The sequence below is a fragment of the Streptomyces chromofuscus genome (assembly GCF_015160875.1).
Classification (GTDB): domain Bacteria; phylum Actinomycetota; class Actinomycetes; order Streptomycetales; family Streptomycetaceae; genus Streptomyces; species Streptomyces chromofuscus.
Window position 1 is genome coordinate 3,616,275 of sequence record NZ_CP063374.1, and the last position, 21,233, is coordinate 3,637,507.

General features: G+C 73.0%; 17 protein-coding genes and 1 pseudogene. 4 read left to right on the forward strand and 14 right to left on the reverse strand.

Annotated elements, in window-relative coordinates; genetic code table 11:
* Positions 1-196 precede the first annotated feature (196 nt).
* The gene (locus IPT68_RS16170; RefSeq protein WP_189700241.1) at positions 197-850 is read left to right on the forward strand and encodes a bifunctional DNA primase/polymerase; all 654 of its coding nucleotides are present in this window, start codon (positions 197-199) and stop codon (positions 848-850) included.
* 97 nt (positions 851-947) lie between these two features.
* Here IPT68_RS16170 and IPT68_RS16175 read toward each other — a convergent pair whose 3' ends face one another.
* Both IPT68_RS16175 and IPT68_RS16180 read right to left on the reverse strand, forming a co-directional pair.
* Positions 948-1,853, reverse strand: coding sequence for an alpha/beta fold hydrolase (locus IPT68_RS16175; RefSeq protein ID WP_189700242.1), 906 nt, complete (start codon positions 1,851-1,853; stop codon positions 948-950).
* A 545-nt stretch (positions 1,854-2,398) separates the two neighbouring features.
* A complete protein-coding gene (locus IPT68_RS16180) occupies positions 2,399-3,091 on the reverse strand; it encodes a metal-dependent transcriptional regulator (protein WP_189700243.1) in 693 nt (230 codons plus the stop codon).
* Positions 3,092-3,335: 244 nt separating this feature from the next.
* On the opposite strand from IPT68_RS16180, the gene IPT68_RS16185 reads away from it, so the two are divergent.
* Positions 3,336-4,091, forward strand: coding sequence for an SIS domain-containing protein (locus tag IPT68_RS16185; protein ID WP_189700244.1), 756 nt, complete (start codon positions 3,336-3,338; stop codon positions 4,089-4,091).
* Positions 4,092-4,265: 174 nt separating this feature from the next.
* On the opposite strand, the gene IPT68_RS16190 is transcribed toward IPT68_RS16185, so the two are convergent.
* The 3 genes from IPT68_RS16190 to IPT68_RS16200 all read right to left on the reverse strand — a co-directional run bounded on the left by IPT68_RS16190 (position 4,266) and on the right by IPT68_RS16200 (position 8,110).
* Positions 4,266-5,708, reverse strand: a complete 1,443-nt coding sequence (locus tag IPT68_RS16190; protein ID WP_189700245.1) for a PAS domain-containing protein — start codon at positions 5,706-5,708, stop codon at positions 4,266-4,268.
* 147 nt (positions 5,709-5,855) lie between these two features.
* A complete protein-coding gene (locus IPT68_RS16195) occupies positions 5,856-6,689 on the reverse strand; it encodes a GNAT family N-acetyltransferase (protein WP_189700246.1) in 834 nt (277 codons plus the stop codon).
* 320 nt (positions 6,690-7,009) lie between these two features.
* Positions 7,010-8,110 carry a citrate synthase 2 gene (locus IPT68_RS16200; RefSeq protein ID WP_189700247.1) on the reverse strand — a complete coding sequence of 367 codons (1,101 nt, stop codon included), beginning with the start codon at positions 8,108-8,110 and terminating at the stop codon, positions 7,010-7,012.
* Between the two features lie 369 nt (positions 8,111-8,479).
* Here IPT68_RS16200 and pdxH point away from each other — a divergent pair, with 369 nt between their 5' ends.
* The gene (pdxH, locus tag IPT68_RS16205; protein WP_373300683.1) at positions 8,480-9,169 is read left to right on the forward strand and encodes a pyridoxamine 5'-phosphate oxidase; all 690 of its coding nucleotides are present in this window, start codon (positions 8,480-8,482) and stop codon (positions 9,167-9,169) included.
* Between the two features lie 228 nt (positions 9,170-9,397).
* Here pdxH and IPT68_RS16210 read toward each other — a convergent pair whose 3' ends face one another.
* The 8 genes from IPT68_RS16210 to IPT68_RS16245 all read right to left on the reverse strand — a co-directional run bounded on the left by IPT68_RS16210 (position 9,398) and on the right by IPT68_RS16245 (position 19,496).
* On the reverse strand, positions 9,398-10,036 hold the full coding sequence (locus IPT68_RS16210; protein WP_189700248.1) for a TetR/AcrR family transcriptional regulator: 639 nt from the start codon (positions 10,034-10,036) through the stop codon (positions 9,398-9,400).
* Entirely contained in the window at positions 10,024-10,758 is a 735-nt protein-coding gene (locus IPT68_RS16215) for an enoyl-CoA hydratase family protein (protein WP_189700249.1), read from the reverse strand. The genes IPT68_RS16210 and IPT68_RS16215 overlap by 13 nt, the downstream gene beginning before the upstream one ends.
* Positions 10,755-12,323, reverse strand: coding sequence for a 4-coumarate--CoA ligase family protein (locus IPT68_RS16220; protein ID WP_189700250.1), 1,569 nt, complete (start codon positions 12,321-12,323; stop codon positions 10,755-10,757). The genes IPT68_RS16215 and IPT68_RS16220 overlap by 4 nt, the downstream gene beginning before the upstream one ends.
* A gap of 22 nt (positions 12,324-12,345) precedes the next feature.
* Positions 12,346-13,479, reverse strand: a complete 1,134-nt coding sequence (locus IPT68_RS16225) for an acyl-CoA dehydrogenase family protein (protein ID WP_189700251.1) — start codon at positions 13,477-13,479, stop codon at positions 12,346-12,348.
* An 80-nt stretch (positions 13,480-13,559) separates the two neighbouring features.
* Entirely contained in the window at positions 13,560-15,404 is a 1,845-nt protein-coding gene (locus IPT68_RS16230; protein WP_189700252.1) for an acetyl/propionyl/methylcrotonyl-CoA carboxylase subunit alpha, read from the reverse strand.
* Positions 15,405-15,412: 8 nt separating this feature from the next.
* The gene (locus tag IPT68_RS16235; RefSeq protein WP_189700253.1) at positions 15,413-17,011 is read right to left on the reverse strand and encodes an acyl-CoA carboxylase subunit beta; all 1,599 of its coding nucleotides are present in this window, start codon (positions 17,009-17,011) and stop codon (positions 15,413-15,415) included.
* Positions 17,008-18,702 (reverse strand): acyclic terpene utilization AtuA family protein, encoded by a 1,695-nt coding sequence (locus IPT68_RS16240; RefSeq protein ID WP_189700254.1) that lies wholly within the window; start codon positions 18,700-18,702, stop codon positions 17,008-17,010. The genes IPT68_RS16235 and IPT68_RS16240 overlap by 4 nt, the downstream gene beginning before the upstream one ends.
* On the reverse strand, positions 18,699-19,496 hold the full coding sequence (locus IPT68_RS16245; protein ID WP_189700255.1) for a TIGR03084 family metal-binding protein: 798 nt from the start codon (positions 19,494-19,496) through the stop codon (positions 18,699-18,701). The genes IPT68_RS16240 and IPT68_RS16245 overlap by 4 nt, the downstream gene beginning before the upstream one ends.
* Before the next feature lie 120 nt (positions 19,497-19,616).
* Here IPT68_RS16245 and IPT68_RS34065 point away from each other — a divergent pair.
* Positions 19,617-19,721, forward strand: a pseudogene (locus IPT68_RS34065) (XRE family transcriptional regulator); the annotation flags it as partial.
* A 190-nt stretch (positions 19,722-19,911) separates the two neighbouring features.
* Here the strand turns inward: IPT68_RS34065 and IPT68_RS16255 are convergent.
* Positions 19,912-20,892, reverse strand: a complete 981-nt coding sequence (locus tag IPT68_RS16255) for an EamA family transporter (protein ID WP_189700257.1) — start codon at positions 20,890-20,892, stop codon at positions 19,912-19,914.
* Positions 20,893-21,233 lie beyond the last annotated feature (341 nt).

Below are 21,233 nucleotides of genomic sequence, written 5' to 3' on the forward strand. Positions count from 1 at the left end.
ACCGAAGATGCGAGGCTTGCGAGGATTGCCGGGGTAAAGGCGGTTGCCGACCCCACACCTGGCTACCCAGGTCCCCCCGCGGTTCCTCCTGCGCGCCCCCGGACGTGCACCCATGCGCCCCGGATGCCGAATCGATGCTCCTCCCCCGCGCGCGGTCGGGCCGTAACCCCAGGTTGGGCTGGGAGTTGAGTGGGGCGTGGAAGAGACGATCCCGGCCACCGAAGCCGCCCAGATTCCGAAGCAGCGCGGGGAATCGCTGCTGGAGACCGCCGTTCGCTACGCCGAGGAACGCCACTGGGACGTGTTCCCCGGCACCTGGCTGGAAGCCGTCGACGGGGTGCAGCGATGCTCCTGCGGTGACGCCGCGTGCGGTGCGCCGGGGGCGCATCCGGCACGGCCGGACTGGGCGACGCAGGCGACCGGCAGCGCGACGGTCGCGCGGCGGATGTGGCAGAAGCAGCCGAACGCCTCGATCCTGCTGCCCACGGGGCGGACCTTCGACGCGATCTCCGTGCCGGAGACGGCGGGCTTCCTGGCGCTGGCCCGGATGGAGCGGATGGAGCTGACGCTGGGGCCGGTGACGCTGACCCCGGACCGGCGGATGCAGTTCTTCGTGCTGCCGGGCGCGTCGGTGAAGGTTCCCGACCTGGTGCGCACGCTGGGCTGGTCGATCGGCTCGCTCGACCTGACGGCGCTGGGCGAGGGGGCCTACGTCGCCGCGCCCCCCACCCGCTACGGCTCGCGCGGCGCCGTGCAGTGGGCCTGCCGCCCCACCCCCGCCAACCGCTGGCTGCCGGACGCCGAGGAGCTGATCTCCCCCCTCGCGTACGCCTGCGGACGGGACCGCTGACCCGGGTTCCCGTCGCACCGCTCCCCTGGTGTTCTCCCCTGGACGAGGGAGCACGGGTGGGGACGGCCGCGGTCAGCGGAGCTGACCGCCGGGTCCGTCACTGCCCGAACGCCGCCTCCAGGAACGGCTCGATCGCCGCGCGCCACGCCTCCGGCTGGTCGTAGTGGACGAGATGGCCGGCGTCGGCGACCTCGGCGTACTCGCCGCGCGGGAGGACGCGGACCATCTCCTGGGCCTCGGCCCGGCCGAGTTCGCCGTCGAGGCCGCGGACGACCAGCGCGGGGCACCGGACCTGGGCCAGCTCGTCCCAGTGGGCGTCGTACACCCAGGTCTCGCGGGACTTCAGCATCTGCTGGACGTCGAAGACGGGCCGCCAGCCGTCGGGCGACTCGTGCATCGCCTCGGCGTAGAACGCGCCGCGGGCCGGATTCGGCCGCTCCACCCAGGGGTCGTCCTCGCCGAACCACTTGCGGACGTCGGCCAGGGTGGCGAAGGGGACGGGCCAGGAGGCGAACCAGTTGGCCCACTCGCGCTGCGAGGCGGCGCCGAGGGCGGAGGCCCGCATGTCGCAGACGATCAGGCCGCGGACCAGGTCGGGGCGCTTGGCGGCGAGCTGCCAGGCGGTCAGCGCGCCCATGGCATGGCCGATCAGGACGGCGGGGGCGAGGCCGAGCTGTTCGAGGGCGGCCTCGGCGTCGTCGACGTACGCCTCACGGGTGTACGCGGCCTGCGGGGGCTTCTCGCTCTGGCCGTGGCCGCGCTGGTCGAGCGCCACGGCGCGGTGCCGTTCGGAGAGCCAGCGGGCGGTGGAGGCCCAGTGCGAGGCGCGGCCCATCAGACCGTGCAGTAACAGCACGCCGGGTGCCGGGTCGGGCCGGTCGTCCGCCGTCGCCGCGTCGCCCTCGGTCCTCGGCGGGTCGGGGTCGGCCTTGGGTGGGTCGCCGAACTCCCAGGCCGCGAGTCGTACGCCGTCCGCCCCGGTCACGTCGATGCGTCGCGCCATTGATGCCGGCACCCCCAAGCTCCGCTCGGACCCGCTCGTACCTGTGCTAGCCGTGCTGCTCGTCCTACGGTCCTACTTGCCGTACTGGTCCTACTCGTCGTACCGCCAGTCTCACGGGACCGCTTCTGCCCCGGCAGACTATCGAAAGGGCATTCGAGAATGGGCTTTCTGCGGGCAACACCCCTCGTTCGAGTGACGCCGCTCCAGGCATGATCCCGCCGCCCCAGGGGAGATCTTCAGCGGGAGGCGGACCGCTCGGGGAAAAACGGTCCGAGGGGGATGACCCTGAGAGCTCGGGGCTCCGGGTCAGAACAGGGGAGGACAGGCCCCGGCGCCACACGGCGCCGGGGCCCTCCGTTCGACTGCGGCACATCCCCACCCCGCCCTCTGAGGACCGACGCCTCACGCGACAGCCTGACACGACAGACGTCCGGGCGCTGCGATTCGGCACACCGGGTCCGGGATTCGACGCGATCGACGCACGACGGCGGCCGTCGACGGACGACGGCGGCCCACCCCGCTCGGCGGAACCCGGGGCGCGCGGCTCAGCGCTTGGCGACGAACACGTGGGAGGCGACGTCCGACTCCAGTTCGGCCGCCTCGCCGCCGCTGCCCACCAGGACCCCGCCGGCCGACTCCGTCACGCTCACCACCGAACCGGGCTGCACACCCGCCCGACGCAGCGTGTACATCAGCTGCGCGTCCGTCTGGATCGGCTCGCCGATCCGGCGCACGACGACGGTCTTGCCCTCCGAGCCCGGGTCGAGATCGGCCAGCGACACCATGCTCTCGTCCAGGAACGGGTCGGCGCCGTCCTTCTCGCCCAGCTCCTCCAGGCCCGGGATCGGGTTGCCGTACGGCGACTCGGTGGGGTGGCGCAGCAGCTCCAGCACCCGGCGCTCCACCGCCTCGCTCATCACGTGCTCCCAGCGGCAGGCCTCGGCGTGCACCTGCTCCCACTCCAGGCCGATCACGTCCACGAGCAGGCACTCGGCGAGACGGTGCTTGCGCATCACGCGCGTCGCCAGCCGACGGCCCTCGTCGGTGAGCTCCAGGTGCCGGTCACTGGCCACGGACACCAGACCGTCGCGCTCCATCCGCGCCACCGTCTGGCTCACCGTCGGCCCGCTCTGGTCGAGCCGCTCGGCGATGCGGGCACGCATGGGGACCACACCTTCCTCCTCCAGCTCGAGGATGGTGCGGAGATACATCTCCGTGGTGTCGATCAGTCCGGACATACGTGCCCCTCGAATAGCTCTGCCGAAGGCTCGACCGCTCTCCGGCGCGTGCGCTGGCCCTGACCTCAATTCTGCCGGATACCACCGACAACCGTGCCGCGCCGCCGAACCCGGGGATCGCATGCTGGGGGGTGAACGCCGGGCGCACGCGTCGACGGCCGCCCCGCGCCGTATTGACATCCCACTGGTCCAGACCGCACCGTGATCCGCGACACAGTGCGTGAAGCGGAGCGAAGGAGCTCACATGGGCGACAGCACGCCCGCCGACCGGTATCTCGACGCCGCGATCGGTCTGCTGCAGCGCGTGCGCGAGGAGGAGGCCGAGGCCGTCGCGTCCGCCGGCGCGCTCCTCGCCGACACCGTCGCCTCCGGGGGCCGGCTGTTCGCCTTCGGCGCCGGGCACTCCTCGCTCGCCGCCCAGGACGTCGTCTACCGCGCGGGCGGGCTCGCGCTGATGAACCTGCTCGCCGTGCCCGGTGTCGTCGGTGTCGACGTGATGCCCGCGACGCTCGGCTCCGCGCTCGAGCGGGTCGACGGCCTCGCCGCCGCCGTCCTCGACTCCTCCCCGCTGCGCGCGGGCGACGTCCTGGTGATCATCTCCCTGTCGGGGCGCAACGCCCTCCCCGTCGAGATGGCGATCAACGCCCGCGCCCTCGGCGTCCGGGTGATCGGCGTGACCTCGGTCGCGTACGCCACCGAGACGACGTCACGGCACGCCTCCGGGACGTACCTGAAGGACCACTGCGACATCGTCCTCGACTCCAAGATCGCGGTCGGTGACGCGGAACTCACCCACGACTCCGTCCCCGCGCCCTTCGCCCCCGCCTCCACCGTGGTGACCGCGGCCCTGCTGCAGGCGGTCATGGCCACGGCGGCCGTCGACCTGGCCGACCGGGGCATCGAACCCCCGCTGCTGCGCTCGGGCAACGTGGACGGCGGCCACGACTGGAACGGCCGGGTACTGGAGCAGTACCGGGACCGGATCTTCTACCGGCACTGAACGCCTCGTCCGCCGCGGCCGACACCGGTGAGGCGGCCGGGCGGTGGGCCGGGGCCGGTCCGCCGGGGGCGGCGAAGTCCCGTCGGTGCGGTGACTCCCGGCCGGGACGGGCAGGGCACCCCGGGCAGCGTCGGTCCGGACGGGGCGGCGTTCGCCCCTCTCGCAGCGCGGCGTTCACCCCCGCGTGGGCGGGGTTCGGTCCTCCCGCTCCTCCAGCACCGCCGCCAGGTCCAGCTCGGCCGCGATCCGTACGGCCACGTCCTCGGCGTACACCGTGTCCGACCGTTCGAAGGCGCTCCGCCCGCTCCCCCGCAGGAACGTCACGACGCCCAGCGTCCGCCCCCGGCTGCGCAGCACCGCGCACAGCGCGTGCACCGCGTCGGCCGGCCACTGCCGCGTCAGCGCCCACGCGCGCGCCTGCTCGGCCGACACACTGCCGACGCCGGCCCGCACGGTGCCGATCCGCTGCACGCACTGCAACGCCGGATGCCCCTCGCCGTACCGCGCCGGCAGCCCCGCCCGGCCCGTGAGCAGGCTCGGCCCCGGCGCACCCGACGGCGTGCCGGCCACCCGCACCAGCCGTACCGGCCCCACGGACTCGGCGTCCGACAGCGAGCCGCCCGCCACCCGGTCGATCAGCGCGTGATCGGCGAAGCCGGCCAGCGCGAAGTCGAGGTGCACGGTCGCCGCCTCCGCCGGGTCCTCGCACTCGGCGGCCACACGGGCGGCCCGATGCAGCTGATTGCCGCGGAACCGCAACAGCGCCGCCTCCTGCTCGCCCTGCTTGGACTCGGTCACGTCCTGGAACAGCCACCCCACCCCGAGCGGAACCGGCTCCTCCGCCAGCGGTGAGGCCAGCCGCAGGAAACCACTGCGCCAACAGCGCCGCTTCTCGCCCTCCGGTGTGCGCACACTCACCCAGATCTCGGCCGGCGCCGGCGGCGCGCCCTCCGCCAGCACATGCGTCAGCGCGCTCTCCAGCTCCTCCACACCCTGCGCCAGCAAGTCCCCGAGCGGCCGCCCCAGCACCGACGTACGCCCCATGCCCAGCGCGCGGGCCGCGTGCGCGTTCACCACGGCGGGCCGCAGATCGGCGTCGACCAGGACCACACCCCAGCTCGCGTCCTCGAACAGCGCCTCGCTCAGCGCTATGGACCGCTCCAGGTCGATCTGCGCGTGCACCTCGCTGAAGGCGCAGTACACGCCCGCCGGCTTGCCGTCCGGTCCGAGCACGGCCGCCGACTGGGTGCGCACCAGCACCCGCCCGCCGTCCTTGGTCAGCAGCGCGAACTCGTGCACCTGGCGGCCCGGCGCCTGCATGGCGGACAACAGCCGCGCCTCGACCTCCGCGGCGTCGGCGCTGCGCACCGCCCACCCGGCGAAGCCGGGCCGGCCCACCGCCTCCTCGGCCGTCCAGCCGAGGATCCGCTCCGCCTCGCGGTTCCAGTGCGTCACGACCCCGTCGGCGTCGAAGGCGCACAGCGCCGCGTCCATGCCGTCCAGCAGGGCGGCAAGCAGATCCGAACCACCGGAACCCTCAGGTCCGTCCGGGCCGTCCGGCCCGGGCTCGTCCGGTCCGAGTTCGTCCGTGGTCCCACTACGCCGGGAAGCACTCACCTGGACCCCCTGCAGGCTGCGTCAGCACGAACGGCGCGTCGGTTCGCTCACTTGCAATCATTCAACTCGAACGTGACGCAGCCCACATATGGTTCCCGCAAGATGGCAAAAATCGTTGTACGGAGGAAACCGCTCGACAACCGCCCGCTACCTCTCAATGACCGAACGTCGCAGGTCAACCCACTCGTCCAGGCCCTCGGGCAGCACATAACGGTCAACCTCCACGAATCCCCGCGACTCGGCGAACCGCAAGCCGTCCCCGTTGGCCGCCAGGACACACGTCTCCACCACCCCGGCCCCCAGCACGCGCGCGTACGCGAGCCCGTTCTCGTACAGGACGCGCCCGACGCCCCGCCCCCGCCACTCGGGCAGCACCCGGGCGATCACGGTCACCGCACCGCCCTCCCGCTCGGCGGGCCGCACGGTCGAACACCCCACGAGCACCTCACCGACGTACGCGTTCTCCAGCCGGTAGCGCCCGCTCCGCTCCCGCACCTCGCCCAAGGAGAGCGCGCCGGGCGGCACGACGGTGTTGTGCACGTGCCGCCACTGCTCGAGCATGCGCTCGCCCTCGACGACCTCGATGCGCACCCCGTCCACCGGCCCGCGCCGCGCGTCCACCTCGACGCCGATCCTCATGCGCGCGTCCGCCAGCCCGCAGACCATCACCGTCGCGGCCGGCCGCACGGGACCGAAGACCCGGCGCAGCACCGGCAGGCACGCCTCGAGGTCCTCCCGCGCGGGCAGCAGGTACCGCACCCGCACGACGTCCGCGAACGTGCACCCGGCCTCCGCCAGCACCGCGCCCACGTTCCGCAGACACTGCTCGGCCTGCTCCACCACGTCGTCCGGGACGGACGCGGCCGCGCTGTCGAACGCGCTGGTCCCCGCCACATGCACCCAGTCCCCGTCGACGACGGCCCGCACACCCCCGATCCGCTCCTCGAACCCCCCACCGAGCACCACCCACCGCTTTGTCATGCCCAGCACGCTAAACGCTCCTGCGGGCAACTTCTCGGAAAAACGGTTGATGGGACCCGCAACCGTTTTTTAGGGTGGCGGTACACGAGAAGGGAGGTGGTTCGGCAGATGTATGAATACCGGACGCGTGAGGTGGCTGCGGGCTAGCGGCCCGTCACCACACTCTGTGCGGTGCCGGACCGGCACGTGAAAGACGCGTGCAGCCGGCCCCAATCCCAGCAGTCACCCGACCCGCGAGTCGCCGGTACGTCCGGCCGGCTCCTCCTTGGAGGAACCTGACTCGCGGGTCGCCTGCGTTTCAGGGGAGGACCTCTGCGGGGTCACTGGGCGATGTCGGTCCAGCCCTCGATGGCGCGTGGGTCGCGGGGGCCCGGGCCGATGTAGCGGGCGGAGGGGCGGACCAGGCGGCCGGTGCGCTTCTGTTCGAGGATGTGGGCGGACCAGCCGGCCGTGCGGGCGCACGTGAACATCGACGTGAACATGTGGGCGGGGACCTCCGCGAAGTCCAGGACGATGGCCGCCCAGAACTCGACGTTGGTGGCCAGGACGCGGTCCGGGCGGCGGTTGTGCAATTCCTCCAGGGCCGCCTTCTCCAATGCCTCGGCGACCTCGAAGCGGGGGGCGCCGAGTTCGCGGGCGGTGCGGCGCAGGACGCGGGCGCGGGGGTCCTCGGCGCGGTAGACGCGGTGGCCGAACCCCATGAGGCGCTCGCCCTTGTCGAGGGCCTGCTTGACGTAGGCCTCGGCGTCGCCGGTGCGTTCGATCTCCTCGATCATGCCGAGGACGCGGGAGGGGGCGCCGCCGTGCAGGGGGCCGCTCATCGCTCCGACGGCGCCGGACAGGGCCGCCGCGACGTCCGCGCCGGTGGAGGCGATGACCCGGGCGGTGAAGGTGGAGGCGTTCATGCCGTGCTCGGCGGCGCTGGTCCAGTAGGCGTCGACGGCCGCGACGTGCTTCGGGTCGGGCTCGCCGCGCCAGCGGATCATGAAGCGTTCGACGACGGACTGGGCCTTGTCGATCTCGCGTTGCGGGACCATGGGGCGGCCCTGGCCGCGGGCGGACTGGGCGACGTAGGACAGGGCCATGACGGCGGCGCGGGCGAGGTCCTCGCGGGCCTGCTCGGCGTCGATGTCGAGCAGGGGTTTGAGGCCCCACACCGGCGCCAGCATGGCGAGGGCGGACTGGACGTCCACGCGGATGTCGCCGGAGTGGACGGGGATGGGGAAGGGCTCGGCGGGCGGCAGGCCGGGGTTGAAGGCGCCGTCGACGAGCAGTCCCCAGACGTTGCCGAACGAGACGTGACCGACCAGGTCCTCGATGTCGACGCCCCGGTACCTGAGGGCGCCGCCCTCCTTGTCCGGTTCGGCGATCTCCGTCTCGAACGCGACGACTCCCTCGAGTCCGGGTACGAAGTCGGACATCAGGCGGCTCCTCGGATGTGGACGACAGGCTGGTTGTGGGCCACGGGTGTGGTGCGGCATCCCGTGTGGGACCGGATGTGGCCGGGTGGCCGGCTGCGGACCGGGTGTCCAGTTGTGGCCGGTTGTGGCCGGCCGTGCTTCTGGTGCGGAAACGGGTGATCGCCCGGTGGATCCACGGTCGGTTGCGGCTCGCGGTCCTGGGCGGTCATGGGGGTGATGCCCCGTGGGGGGCACGGTCACCCAATCGGAAACGCATCTGCACGATATCCCCGGGTGCCACGTCTGGGGAGGGGTGGCGGCACTCAGTGCCAGTCCGTGACGAACGCCACGCGTGGCGAACGGCCGCCGTGTATACGGCAGGATGACCGCGTGAACGAGGAAGACGCCGTCCCCGCAGCGCCCGATCCCGCAGCGCCCGATCCCGCCGCGATGCGCAAGCACTACCGGGAGGAGGGCCTGTCCGAGGCCGAGCTGGCCGCGACCCCGGTCGAGCAGTTCGCGCGCTGGTTCCTGCAGGCCGCGACGGAGGGGCGGCTGTTCGAGCCGAACGCCATGGTGGTGTCCACGGCCGACGCGGAGGGCCGGCCCAGTTCCCGCACGGTGCTGCTGAAGCACTTCGACGACGCGGGCTTCGTCTTCTACACGAACTACGACTCCCGCAAGGCCCGCGACCTCACGGCGAATCCGCACGTCTCGCTGCTGTTCCCCTGGTACACGATGGCCCGCCAGGTGATCGTGGCGGGCGTCGCGCGGCGGACCGGGCGGGACGAGACGGCCGCGTACTTCCGGACCCGCCCGCACGGCTCGCAGCTCGGCGCCTGGGCCAGTGCGCAGTCGTCGGTGATCGCCTCCCGTGCCGAGCTCGACGTCTCCTACGCCGAACTCGCCGCCCGCTATCCGGAGGGGGAGCAGGTGCCGGTCCCGCCGCACTGGGGCGGCTTCCGGGTGGTCCCGCGGACGGTGGAGTTCTGGCAGGGCCGGGAAAACCGGCTGCACGACCGGCTGCGTTACGTGTTCCTGCCGGACGGCGGCTGGCGGGTGGAGCGGCTCAGTCCGTGAGGCCGCGGGGCGGGCCGCCGAGGTGGGTCGCCGCGCCGGACGGGCTGCCGGGGTGTCCCCGGCCGGTCGGACGGGCTGCCGAGGTGAGTTCCCCGGCCGGTCGGACGGGCTGCTCGGAACGGGCGCTGTGGTCAGCCGGGCCCGGCTGACCGGGATGGGCGCCCCGTCGGACCGACTGCCCAGGAGAGGCTTCCCCGTCGGACGAGCCGCCCGGGACGGGCGCCGCGGTCAGCCGAGCGCCTCGTCGAGGAGTGCGGCCCACTGGGTCACCACCCGGTCGCGGCGCTGGGCGTCGTCGGTGAGGAGGTTGGCGAGGCCAAGGCCGCGGGCCATGTCGAGCAGTCCCTGGACGGTCTCGCGGACGCCGAGGCGGGTCTCGTCGGCGGCGAGGAGGTCGACGGCTATGCGGTGGGTCTCGCGGCCGACGCGGGCCTCCAGTTCGGTGACGCGGGGGCGGAGCTGGTCCTCGTTGGAGGCGGCGACCCACAGGTGGAGGGCGGCGCGGAACAGCGGTCCCGTGTAGAGGTCGACGAGGGCCGACACGACGGCTCTGCGGTCGCCCGCGGCGCCCTGGGGGAACAGCTCCCGCAGGGCGCCCGAGCGTTCTTCGGCGACGTACTCGACGGCGGCCGTGAACAGGTCCTCGCGGGTCGGGAAGTGGTGCTGGGCGGCGCCGCGGGAGACGCCGGCGCGTTCGGCGACGACGGTGACCGTGGAGCCCGCCCAGCCGTGTTCGGCGAGGCAGGCCACGGCGGCTTCGAGGAGCCGCTGCCGGGTGGCCCGGCTGCGGTCCTGTTTGGGCACGCGGTCGACGCGGTCCGCGGCGGTCGCCGCCGTGACCGTGCCGACCGGGTTCACAGCACCCATGGAGGATCCCGTCGTTCGAGGAAGGCCGTCATGCCCTCGCGGGCGTCCGAGGAGGCGAACATCCGGGCCGAGAGGGCGGTCAGCTCCGCCGCGTCCCGGTCGAATGTCTGAAGCACCTTAGCCGTGAGCAGCCGTTTCGTCTCTGCGAGGGCCTGGGGCGAGGAGCGCCGCAGGCCGTCGAGGACGGGTTCGAGTACGGCGTCGGCGTCGTCGCCGGCCGCGGTGATCAGGCCGATCCGGGCGGCCTCGGCGGCGTCGAAGCGTTCGCCGGTGAGGTAGTGGCGGGCGAGGGCGCGGGGGTCGGTGCGGGGCAGCAGGGTCAGGGAGATGACGGCGGGGGTGACGCCGATGCGCACCTCGGTGAAGGCGAAGGTGGCCGTGTCGGACGCGGCGGCGATGTCGCAGGCGCCGAGCAGGCCGAGGCCGCCCGCGCGGACGTGGCCGGTGACGCGGGCGACGACGGGTTTGGGCAGGTCCACGATCTGCCGGAGCAGGCCGACCAGGGCGTCGGGGTGGGGTGGGTCGCGCAGGTCGGCGCCCGCGCAGAAGGTGGTGCCGGTGTGGGTGATCAGGACGGCGCGGACGTCGCCGTCCTTGCCGCAGTCGGCCAGCGCGTCGGCGAGTTCGCCGACCAGCGCGGCCGACAGGGCGTTGCGGTTGGCCGGGGAGTCGAGGGTGAGGGTGGCGACTCCCCGGTCGTGGGTGCGGCCGATCAGGGTCACGCGCTCTCCCGGAGTTCGCGGCGCAGTATCTTGCCGGAGGCGGCGCGGGGCACCCCGTCGATGAAGGTGACCTGGCGGACGCGTTTGTAGGGGGCGACGCGTTCGGCGACGTACATCATGACCTCGTTCTCGGTGAGGTCGGGCACGGTCGGTTGGCGGACGACGTAGGCGTGCGGGACCTCGTTGCCGTCCTCGTCGTAGACGCCGACGACGGCGGCGTCGGCGATGCCGGGGTGGGTGAGGAGCAGGGCCTCGAGTTCGGCGGGGGCGACCTGGAAGCCCTTGTACTTGATGAGTTCCTTGACGCGGTCGACGACGAACAGCCAGCCGTCGGCGTCGACGTGTCCGACGTCCCCGGTGTGCAGCCAGCCGTCGGCGTCGATCATGGCGGCGGTGGCGTCGGGGCGGCCGAGGTAGCCCTTCATGACCTGGGGGCCGCGGATGAGGATCTCGCCGGCTTCGCCGGTGCCGAGGTCCTTGCCGGGGTCGTCGAGGGAGACGATGCGCATCTCGGTGCCGGCGATGAGCCGGCCGACGGTGCCGGGCGGGGCGTCGGCCATGGCGTCGAGGGGGACGACGTGCGTGCCCGGGGACAGTTCGGTCATGCCGTACGCCTGGCCGACCGGCGGCAGGTTCAGGCGGCGGGAGCAGGCGGCGGCGAGGTTCGCGTCCAGGGGGGCGGCGGCGCTGATGACGTACTTCAGGGACGACAGGTCGTAGTGCGCGACGGCCGGGTGCTTGGCGAGGGCGAGGACGATCGGCGGGGCGACGTACAGGCCGGTGATGCGGTGGTTCTGGATGGCGGCGAGGAACTGCTCCAGGTCGAAGCGGGGCAGCACGACGACGGTGGCGCCGACCCTGAGGGGCGCGTTCATCAGGGCGGTGAGCCCGTATATGTGGAAGAAGGGCAAAACGGCCAGGATGCGGTCGCCGGGGCCCGCGGTGATCGCCGGTTCGAGCTGGGCGAGGTTGGTGGCGATCTGGCGGTGGGTGAGCATGACGCCCTTGGGGGTACCGGTGGTGCCCGAGGAGTACGGCAGGGCCGCGACGTCCGCCACGGGGTCGATGGCGATCCGCGGTTCGGGGGCGGTGGACGCCAGCATGTCGATCAGTGAGCGGTGTCCGGGCGCGCTGTCGCAGACGAAGATCTCCCGGACGCCGCCCGCGAGTTCGGCGGCCCTGCGGGCCACGTCCAGCAGTGGTGAGACGGTGACGATCCAGCGGGCGGCACAGTCGCTCAGCTGCTTGGCGAACTCCTCGGCGGTGGCGAGCGGGTGCACGGTGGTGACGGCGGCGCCCGCGCGCGTGGCGGCGTAGAAGGCCGTGGGGAAGGCGATCGTGTTGGGGCTGTGCAGGGCGAGGACGTCGCCCTTGCGTACGCCCGCGTCGGCGAGCGCGGCGGCGATCCGCCGGTGGAAGCGGTCCACCTGCTCGTAGGTGAGGGTGGTGCCGTCGGTGCCGTCGACCAGGGCCGGCCGGTCGCCGAACTCGGCCGCACGGCTCAGGACGGCGTCGTGGATGGGGAGTTCTACGGGCGGGACGTCGGCGTACGCGCTGCGGAACACGGCTCCTCCAAGCGGCTGCGGCTCAGTACGACTTGGGCAGACCCAGGGTCTGGTGGGACACGTAGTTGAGAATCATCTCCCGGCTCACCGGTGCGATACGAGCCACGCGCGCCGCCGTTATCAGCGAGGCGAGGCCGAACTCGCGGGTGAGGCCGTTGCCGCCGAGGGTGTGCACGGCCTGGTCGACGGCCTTCGCGCAGGCCTCGCCCGCCGCGTACTTGGCCATGTTCGCCGCCTCGCCCGCGCCGGCGTCGTCGCCCGCGTCGTACAGATGGGCCGCCTTCTGCATCATCAGGCGGGACAGTTCGAGGTCGATGTGGGCCTGCGCGAGGGGGTGGGCGATGGCCTGGTGGGCGCCGATGGGGGACTTGAAGACGGTGCGCTCGCGGGCGTACTCGACGGCCCTGGCGACGGCGTAGCGGCCCATGCCGATCGCGAACGCGGCCGTCATGATCCGTTCGGGGTTGAGGCCGGCGAACAGCTGGAGCAGGCCCGCGTCCTCGTCGCCGACGAGCGCGTCGGCGGGCAGCCGGACGTCGTCCAGGGTGAGCTCGAACTGCTTCTCCTGCGCGGTGAGTTCCATGTCGATCTTGCGGCGCTGGAAGCCGGGCGCGTCCCGGGGGACGATGAACAGGCAGGGCTTCAGACGGCCCGTGCGGGCGTCCTCCGTGCGGCCGACGACGAGGGTGGCGTCGGCGATGTCCACGCCGGAGACGAAGACCTTGCGGCCGGTGAGGAGCCAGTCGGCGCCGTCGCGGCGGGCCGTGGTGGTGATGCGGTGCGAGTTGGATCCGGCGTCGGGCTCGGTGATGCCGAAGGCCATGGTGCGGGTGCCGTCGGCGATTCCGGGGAGCCACTCGCGCTTCTGCTCCTCCGTGCCGAAGCGGGCGATCACCGTGCCGCAGATCGCCGGGGAGACGATCAGCATGAGCAGGGGGGCGCCCGCGGCGCCGAGTTCCTCGAGGACGATGGAGAGTTCGGCGATGCCGCCGCCTCCGCCGCCGTACGCCTCCGGCAGGTTGACGCCGAGGTAGCCGAGCTTGCCGGCCTCAAACCAGAGTTCCTCGCGGACGTGGTTGCGGCCGTGGCGGGTGCCGAGGGCGGCGACCGCGTTGCGCAGGGCCTTGTGTTCTTCGGATTCGATGAGGGTGGTCACTGGGCTCCTTCGGGCTGCAGGTGGTCGGTGGTCGGTCGCGCTCACGCGGCGGAGCCGCATATCGATACAGCGCCGCGCCCCTAAGCCGGCTCCACCACGGCCAAGAGCATGCCCACCGTCACCTGCAGGCCCGGTACGGCGTGCAAGGCCGTCAGCCTTCCTGCCGTGGGAGCGGTGATCCGGTGTTGCATCTTCATCGCCTCCAGCCACAGGAGGGGCTGGCCGGCCTCTACGGCGGCCCCCTCGGTCAGGCCGTCGGCGACGCGGACGACGGTGCCGGGCATGGGGGCCAGGAGCGAGCCGGGGGCGTTCTGGGCGGTGGGGTCGGGGAAGCGGGGAAGGGCGCGCAGGGCCGTCTGGTTGACGTGGACGGCGTCGCCGTACCGCGCCACCGCGTACGTGCGCCGTACGCCGTCCGCTTCGAGGACGACGAGACGGGCGTCGGCGTGCAGGACCCGTACCCCGTCGGCCTCCAGGCCGCCCGCGCGGGTGTGCCGGTAGGCGACCTCGTGTTCCTCGCCCGCCATCGCGTACCGCTTGGTCTGCGGCTGGGAGGGCAGGTTGCGCCAGCCGCCGAAGCGGGAACGGCCGTGGGCGTCGGCGAGGGCGGCGGCGAGCGGGACGTGGGGGTCGGGGGCGGGCTCGGTCAGCTCGGGCAGGTGGCGCTCGTAGAAGCCGGTGTCCATGGCGGCGGAGGAGAACTCCTTGTGGCGCAGGGAACGCACCAGCAGGTCCCGGTTGGTGACCGGGCCGTGGATCGCCGCCTCCGCCAGCGCGCCGGCGAGCTTGCGGACGGCCTCCGCGCGGGTGGGCGCGTGGGCGACGGCCTTGGCGAGCAGGGGGTCGTAGTGGACGCCGATCGGGTCGCCGTCGGTGTAACCGGTGTCCACGCGGACGGTGTCCGGGACGGCCAGGCGGTGCAGGGTCCCGGTCTGCGGGGCCCAGCCGTTCGCCGGGTCCTCGGCGTAGAGGCGGGCCTCGACGGCGTGGCCCCGCGCGGTGGGAGGGTCGTCGTCCAGGCGGTGGCCCTCGGCGACGCGGATCTGGAGGGCGACCAGGTCGACGCCGAACACGGCCTCGGTGACCGGGTGTTCGACCTGGAGACGGGTGTTCATCTCCAGGAAGTGCGCCCTGCCTCCGGCGACCAGGAACTCGACCGTCCCGGCGCCGACGTAGCCGACGGACCGTGCGGCGCGCACGGCCGTCTCGTGCAGGTCGTGGGTCAGTTCGGGCGTCAGGCCGGGCGCCGGGGCCTCCTCGATCACCTTCTGGTGGCGGCGCTGCAGGGAGCAGTCGCGGGTGCCCAGCGCCCACACCGTGCCGTGCGTGTCGGCGAGGACCTGCACCTCGACGTGCCGGCCGTCCTCGACGTACGGCTCGACGAACACCTCGTCGTCGCCGAACGCGGCCAGGGCCTCCGCGCGGGCGGCGGTCAGCTCGCCCTCCAGGTCGGCGAGGCGCCGCACGACCCGCATGCCGCGACCGCCGCCCCCGGCCGCCGCCTTCACCAGCACCGGCAGGTCGGCCTCGGTGACGTCCCGCAGGGGGGCGACGCCGAGCAGTTCCTTGGCGCGGGTCTTGGACGCCATGGCCTCGATGGCCTCCGGCGGCGGGCCGATCCAGACCAGGCCCGCGTCGAGGACCGCGCGGGCGAAGCCGGGGTTCTCGGAGAGGAAGCCGTAGCCGGGGTGCACCGCGTCGGCGCCCGCCGCGAGGGCGGCCTTCACGATCAGGTCGCCGCGCAGGTACGTGTCGGCGGGCGTCGCACCCGGCAGTCGTACCGCCGTGTCGGCCACGCGCGCGTGGAGAGCGTTCTCGTCGGCGTCGGAGTACACCGCGACCGTCCGGATTCCCACCTCACGGCACGTGCGGAAGACACGGCAGGCGATCTCGCCCCGGTTGGCGACGAGCACAGAAGTGATCACTGGATCCCTCACATCCGGAAGACGCCGAAGCCGCCCCGAACACCCTCGTAGGGCGCGGTGTGGACGGCGGACAGGCACAGGCCGAGGACGGTGCGGGTGTCGCGCGGGTCGATGACGCCGTCGTCGTACAGCCGTCCGGACAGGAACATCGGCAGCGACTCGGACTCGATCTGCTGCTCCACCATCGCCCGCAGGGCGGCGTCGGCCTCGTCGTCGTAGGGCTGCCCCTTGGCGGCGGCCGACTGACGGGCGACGATCGACAGGACGCCCGCGAGCTGCTGCGGTCCCATGACGGCCGACTTGGCGCTGGGCCAGGCGAACAGGAAGCGCGGGTCGTAGGCCCGTCCGCACATGCCGTAGTGCCCGGCGCCGTACGAGGCGCCCATGAGCACGGACAGGTGCGGCACCCGCGAGTTGGCGACCGCGTTGATCATCATCGAGCCGTGCTTGATGATCCCGCCCTGCTCGTACTCCCTGCCCACCATGTAGCCCGTGGTGTTGTGCAGGAACAGCAGCGGGATGTCGCGCTGGTTGGCGAGCTGGATGAACTGCGCGGCCTTCTGCGACTCCGCGCTGAACAGCACCCCTTGCGCGTTGGCGAGGATGCCGACCGGGTAGCCGTGCAGGGTCGCCCAGCCGGTGACCAGGCTGGTCCCGTACAGCGGCTTGAACTCGTCGAAGTCGGACGCGTCGACGATCCGGGCGACGACCTCGCGCGGGTCGAAGGGCACCTTCAGATCGCCGGGGACGATGCCCAAGAGCTCGTCCTGGTCGTACTTGGGCGGCTCGGCGGGGCCCGGATCCTCGTACGCCTTGCGGTGGTTGAGCCGGGCCACCACGCGCCGGGCCTGTCGCAGCGCGTCCCGCTCGTCGACGGCGAAGTAGTCCGCGAGGCCCGACACGCGCGCGTGCATGTCGGCGCCGCCCAGGGACTCGTCGTCGCTCTCCTCGCCGGTGGCCATCTTCACCAGGGGCGGGCCGCCGAGGAACACCTTCGCGCGCTCCTTGACCATGATCACGTGGTCGGACATGCCGGGGATGTACGCCCCACCGGCGGTGGAGTTGCCGAAGACGACGGCGACGGTGGGGATGCCGGCCGCCGACAGCCGTGTCAGGTCCCGGAAGATCGCCCCGCCGGGGATGAAGATCTCCTTCTGGGAGGGCAGGTCGGCGCCGCCGGACTCGACGAGGCTGATGCAGGGCAGCCGGTTGGTGAGAGCGATGTCGTTGGCGCGCAGGGCCTTCTTCAGGCTCCACGGGTTGCTCGCGCCGCCCCGCACGGTCGGGTCGTTGGCGGTGATCAGGCACTCGACGCCCTCGACGACGCCGATCCCGGTGACGAGGGAGGCGCCGACGGTGTGGTCGCTGCCCCAGGCGGCCAGCGGTGACAGCTCCAGAAAGGGCGTGTCGGGGTCGAGGAGCAGCTCGATGCGCTCGCGGGCGAGGAGCTTGCCACGCGCCCGGTGCCGTCGGACGTACTTCTCTCCGCCGCCCGCGAGGGCCTTGGCGTGCTCGGCGTCCAGATCGGCGAGCTTGGCGAGCATGGCCTCGCGGTGGGCCGTGTACTCGGCGCTCGTGGTGTCCAGGGCGGAGGTCAGGACGGTCACAGCAGGGCCTCCGGTATGTCCAGGTGGCGGGAGCGCAGCCATTCGCCGAGGGCCTTGGCCTGCGGGTCGAAGCGGGCCTGCGCGGCGACGCCCTCGCCGAGGATGCCCTCGACGACGAAGTTGAGGGCGCGCAGGTGGGGCAGGACGTGGCGGGTGACGGGCAGGGGGCGGCTCTCGGGGATCAGCTCCTGGAAGCGCTCGGCCGTCAGCTCGTGCCCGAGCCACCGCCAGGCCTCGTCGGTGCGGGCCCACACGCCGACGTTGGCGTTCCCGCCCTTGTCCCCGCTGCGGGCGCCGGCGACGAGACCGAGGGCGGCGCGGCGGGTCGGGGCGGTGGCGGGCAGGGGGTCGGGGAGCGGCGGCTCCTCGACCGGCTCCGGCACGAGCGTGTCGGAGGGCCGGGACACAGGGATACGCCGGCCGTCGTGGAGCACCGCCGTGTGCGGGACCGCGTCATGGGGGACGTACGCGTCCTCGAAGACGCCGTACGGGGTGCCCTTCGAGGGGGGCGCGAGCACATGGAAGCCGGGATAGCTGGCGAGCGCGAGTTCGACGGCGGCCGCGCCGAGGACCCGGCCGGCGGTGTGCTGGTCCGGGTCGCGGACGACGAGCCGGAGCAGGGCGCTGGCCGTCTCCTCGGTGCCGGCGTCGGGCCGGTCGGTGCGCACGAGGTCCCAGCGGACGTCGGCGGGCGGCGACTTGGCGAGGGCGTCCGTCATCTGCTGCCGTACGAGCGTGGCCTTGGCCTCGATGTCGAGGCCGGTCAGGACGAAGGTGACCTCGTTGCGGAAGCCGCCGAGGCGGTTGAGGCCGACCTTCAGGGTCGGCGGCGGGGCCTCGCCCCGGACGCCCTCGACACGGACGCGGTCGGGGGCCTCCTGGGTGAGGCGGACGGTGTCGAGGCGGGCGGTGACGTCGGGGCCCGGGTAGCGGGCGCCCGAGGTCTCGTACAGGAGCTGGGCGGTGACGGTGCCGACGTCGACGAAGCCGCCGGTGCCGGGGTGCTTGGTGATGACGGAGGTTCCGTCGGCGTGGATCTCGGCGAGCGGGAAGCCGGGGCGGCGCAGGTCGGCCGGCCGTTCGTGCGGGAACTCGTGGAAGAAGGAGTAGTTGCCGCCGGTGGCCTGGGTCCCGCACTCCAGGACGTGACCGGCGACGACGGCGCCGGCGAGCCGGTCGTACTCCCCCGGCTCCCAGCCGAAGTGGGCGGCGGCCGGGCCGGTGACCAGGGCGGCGTCGGTCACCCGGCCGGTGACCACGATGTCGGCGCCCTCTTCCAGGCAGGCGGCGATGCCGAAGCCGCCGAGGTAGGCGTGGGCGGCGAGGGTGCCGGGGAACGCGGCGGTCAGGTCGTCGCCCTCGACGTGCGCGACCCGTACGGGGATGCCGAGGCGGTCGGCCAACTGGCGTACGGATTCTGCGAGTCCGGCCGGGTTGAGGCCGCCGGCGTTGGTGACGACGCGGACGCCCCGGTCGTGGGCGAGGCCGAGGCACTCCTCCAGCTGGCGCAGGAAGGTGCGGGCGTACCCGGCCGTGGGGTCCTTCAGGCGGTCGCGGGCCAGGATGAGCATGGTGAGCTCGGCGAGGTAGTCGCCGGTGAGGACGTCGAGTTCGCCGCCGGTGAGCATCTCGCGCAGGGCTTCGAAGCGGTCGCCGTAGAAGCCGGAGGCGTTGCCGATGCGCAGCGTCACCGGGTGTCCCCCTTCGGCGGGCGGCCACTGCCGGGCGGACCCGCGAAGGCCTGCGCGACGTCCAGCCAGCGGTCGGCGTCGGGGCCCTCGGCGCGCACGGCCAGGTCGTTGCGGTGGGCGCGCTGGGTGACCAGGAGGGCGAAGTCGAGGGCGGGTCCGGTGACGCGCTGGGCCGCGCCCTCGGGGCCGTACGCCCACACGTCGTCGCCGGACGGGCCGGTCAGCTCGACGCGGAACTCCTCCTCCGGCGCGGGCAGGCCGTGCGCGCCGAAGGCGAAGTCGCGGGCGCGGACCCCGATGCGGACCACATGCTTCAGCCGGTCGGTCGGTGGGCGGACCACACCGAGGGCGTCGGCGATGTCCTGGCCGTGGGCCCAGGTCTCCATGATCCGGCCGGTCGCCATGGAGGCGGCGGACATGGGCGGGCCGTACCAGGGGAAACGCGTGCCGTGCGGGGCCGCGCGCAGCGCCGCGTCGAGGGCGGTGCGCCCGTCCCGCCACCTGGCCAGCAGCTCGGCCGGCGGGAGCCGGGCGCCCTCGTCGGCGCCGTCGTCGACGAAGGTGTCCGGCGCGGCGAGGGCCTTCTCGACCAGGGTCCGGAACCCGTCCGCGTCGGTGACGGCCAGCAGGGCGGAGCGGTCGGTCCAGGCGAGGTGGGCGATCTGGTGGGCGACGGTCCAGCGGGGTGCGGGGGTCGGCAGCGTCCAGCGCTCCGGCTCCAAGTCGGCGACGAGCCGGTCGAGTTCGTCGCTCTCCGCGCGCAGGTCGTCGAAGACGGGGGTCGGGTCGGCCATGGGCAGGAGCGTGGCAGCGACCCCGGAACAAATCAAGCACGCTTGCATGATTTTGTTCTTCACAAGGTCGACGCCGGTGCGCGTCCACGCGGCAACGCTCGGTCATGGGAGGTGGTGGGGGTGCGGAGTCGTGAACTGGACCCCGGGGCGTCGCCGTTGGACTACTACGGCTATGAACTGCGGCGCTGCCGGGATACGGCGAGGCTGACGCCGGCGCAGCTCGGCTCGGGCGAGGCGGCGAGTTGCGCGCGGTACTCGGCCCGGTGGTACGCCTCGGCCGTGCCAGGACGGCGCTCGATCTCGATCAGCACCGACCAGTGCTGGAGGCGGGCGTGCACGGGGGCGAGAACCATGCTCCACCGCTTCCGCCAGTCCGACTGCAGTCCCCCGGTGCCCCACGGCGCGGCGTCGAACTTCACGAAGGCGTTGCCGTGACCGGTGTCCTGCGGCGGCCCACCTGCGTTCGTACCGCGCCCATGCTCGCCGCGATGACCAGGGCGATCGCGAGGGCCTGGGCGGTGGACAGGGCCTGGTCCAGGATCAGGAAACCGGCCGCCGCGGCGAGGGCCGGTTCGAGGCTCATCAGGATGGCGAAGGTGGACGCGGGCAGGCGCCGCAGGGCGAGGAGTTCGAGGGTGTAGGGGAGCACCGAGGAGAGGATCGCCACCGCCGCGCCGAGCGCCAGGGTGACCGGGTCGGCCAGCTTCGCGCCGGACTCCGCCAGGCCCAGCGGGAGGAACAGCACGGCCGCCACCGCCATCGCCAGGGCCAGCCCGTCGGCCTGCGGGAAGCGGCGGCCCGTGCGGGCGCTGAAGACGATGTACGCCGCCCACATCGCGCCCGCGCCGAGGGCGAAGGCCACGCCGAGCGGGTCGAGACTGTCGAAGCTTCCGCCGCCGAGCAGGAAGACGCCGGCCAGGGCGAGCGCCGCCCAGAGGAGGTTGATCACCCGGCGTGAGGCCAGCACGGACAGGGCCAGTGGGCCCAGGACCTCGAGGGTGACCGCCGGGCCGAGGGGGATGCGGGCGACCGCCTGGTAGAAGAGGCCGTTCATCGCGCCCATGGTGACGCCGAAGGCGACGACCGTGCCCCAGTCGGCGCGGGAGTGGCCGCGCAGCCGGGGCCGGCAGACCACGAGCAGCACGATCGCGGCGACCAGCAACCGCAGTGTCACGACGCCGAGCGCACCGGCGCGCGGCATCAGGCTCACCGCCAGGGCCCCGCCGAACTGCACCGATATCCCCCCGGCCAGCACCAGTCCCACCGGCCCCAGCGAACCGCCTCGCCGCCATCCGGCGAAGGGCCCGCGAGCGGGCACGGGGGCGACGAGGGGCGGTGCCGCGCCGACGGTGGCGGCGGGAGTACCGGGAGTGCCGGGAGTGCCGGGGGTGCTCATGGGCCTTCCAAGGGGATCGGCTCGATACGGTGCGCTCGCGTTCAGCTTGATGAACTACCAGGTCCACAGTAATGGACTTCGTCAGGTGTGTGAACTCTTTACGATCCTGACCGATGCCGAACGGGACGGGAAATTCGACGGAGCGGCGGGCAAAGATCGCCCAAGGTCCAGGGAACGAAAACGGAACCTTTCCATGTCGATCACGAACTCCCCTATAGTGACCGAAGGTTGCGCGCCATTGTCGGCTCTGGTTCAAGGAATGACACGCGAACGGAAGCTCGACGACCCCATCGACCGCCTGGGGACCGCGCAGACGACGGTGTACGCCCGCGGACCCGACC

Coding starts and splice junctions, on each gene's coding strand:
- IPT68_RS16175 (WP_189700242.1), bottom strand. CDS start 1,853: ATGGCGCGACGCATCGACGTGACCGGGGCGGACGGCGTACGACTCGCG.
- IPT68_RS16180 (WP_189700243.1), bottom strand. CDS start 3,091: ATGTCCGGACTGATCGACACCACGGAGATGTATCTCCGCACCATCCTC.
- IPT68_RS16185 (WP_189700244.1), top strand. CDS start 3,336: ATGGGCGACAGCACGCCCGCCGACCGGTATCTCGACGCCGCGATCGGT.
- IPT68_RS16195 (WP_189700246.1), bottom strand. CDS start 6,689: ATGACAAAGCGGTGGGTGGTGCTCGGTGGGGGGTTCGAGGAGCGGATC.
- IPT68_RS16200 (WP_189700247.1), bottom strand. CDS start 8,110: ATGTCCGACTTCGTACCCGGACTCGAGGGAGTCGTCGCGTTCGAGACG.
- IPT68_RS16210 (WP_189700248.1), bottom strand. CDS start 10,036: ATGGGTGCTGTGAACCCGGTCGGCACGGTCACGGCGGCGACCGCCGCG.
- IPT68_RS16245 (WP_189700255.1), bottom strand. CDS start 19,496: ATGGCCGACCCGACCCCCGTCTTCGACGACCTGCGCGCGGAGAGCGAC.
- IPT68_RS16255 (WP_189700257.1), bottom strand. CDS start 20,892: ATGAGCACCCCCGGCACTCCCGGCACTCCCGGTACTCCCGCCGCCACC.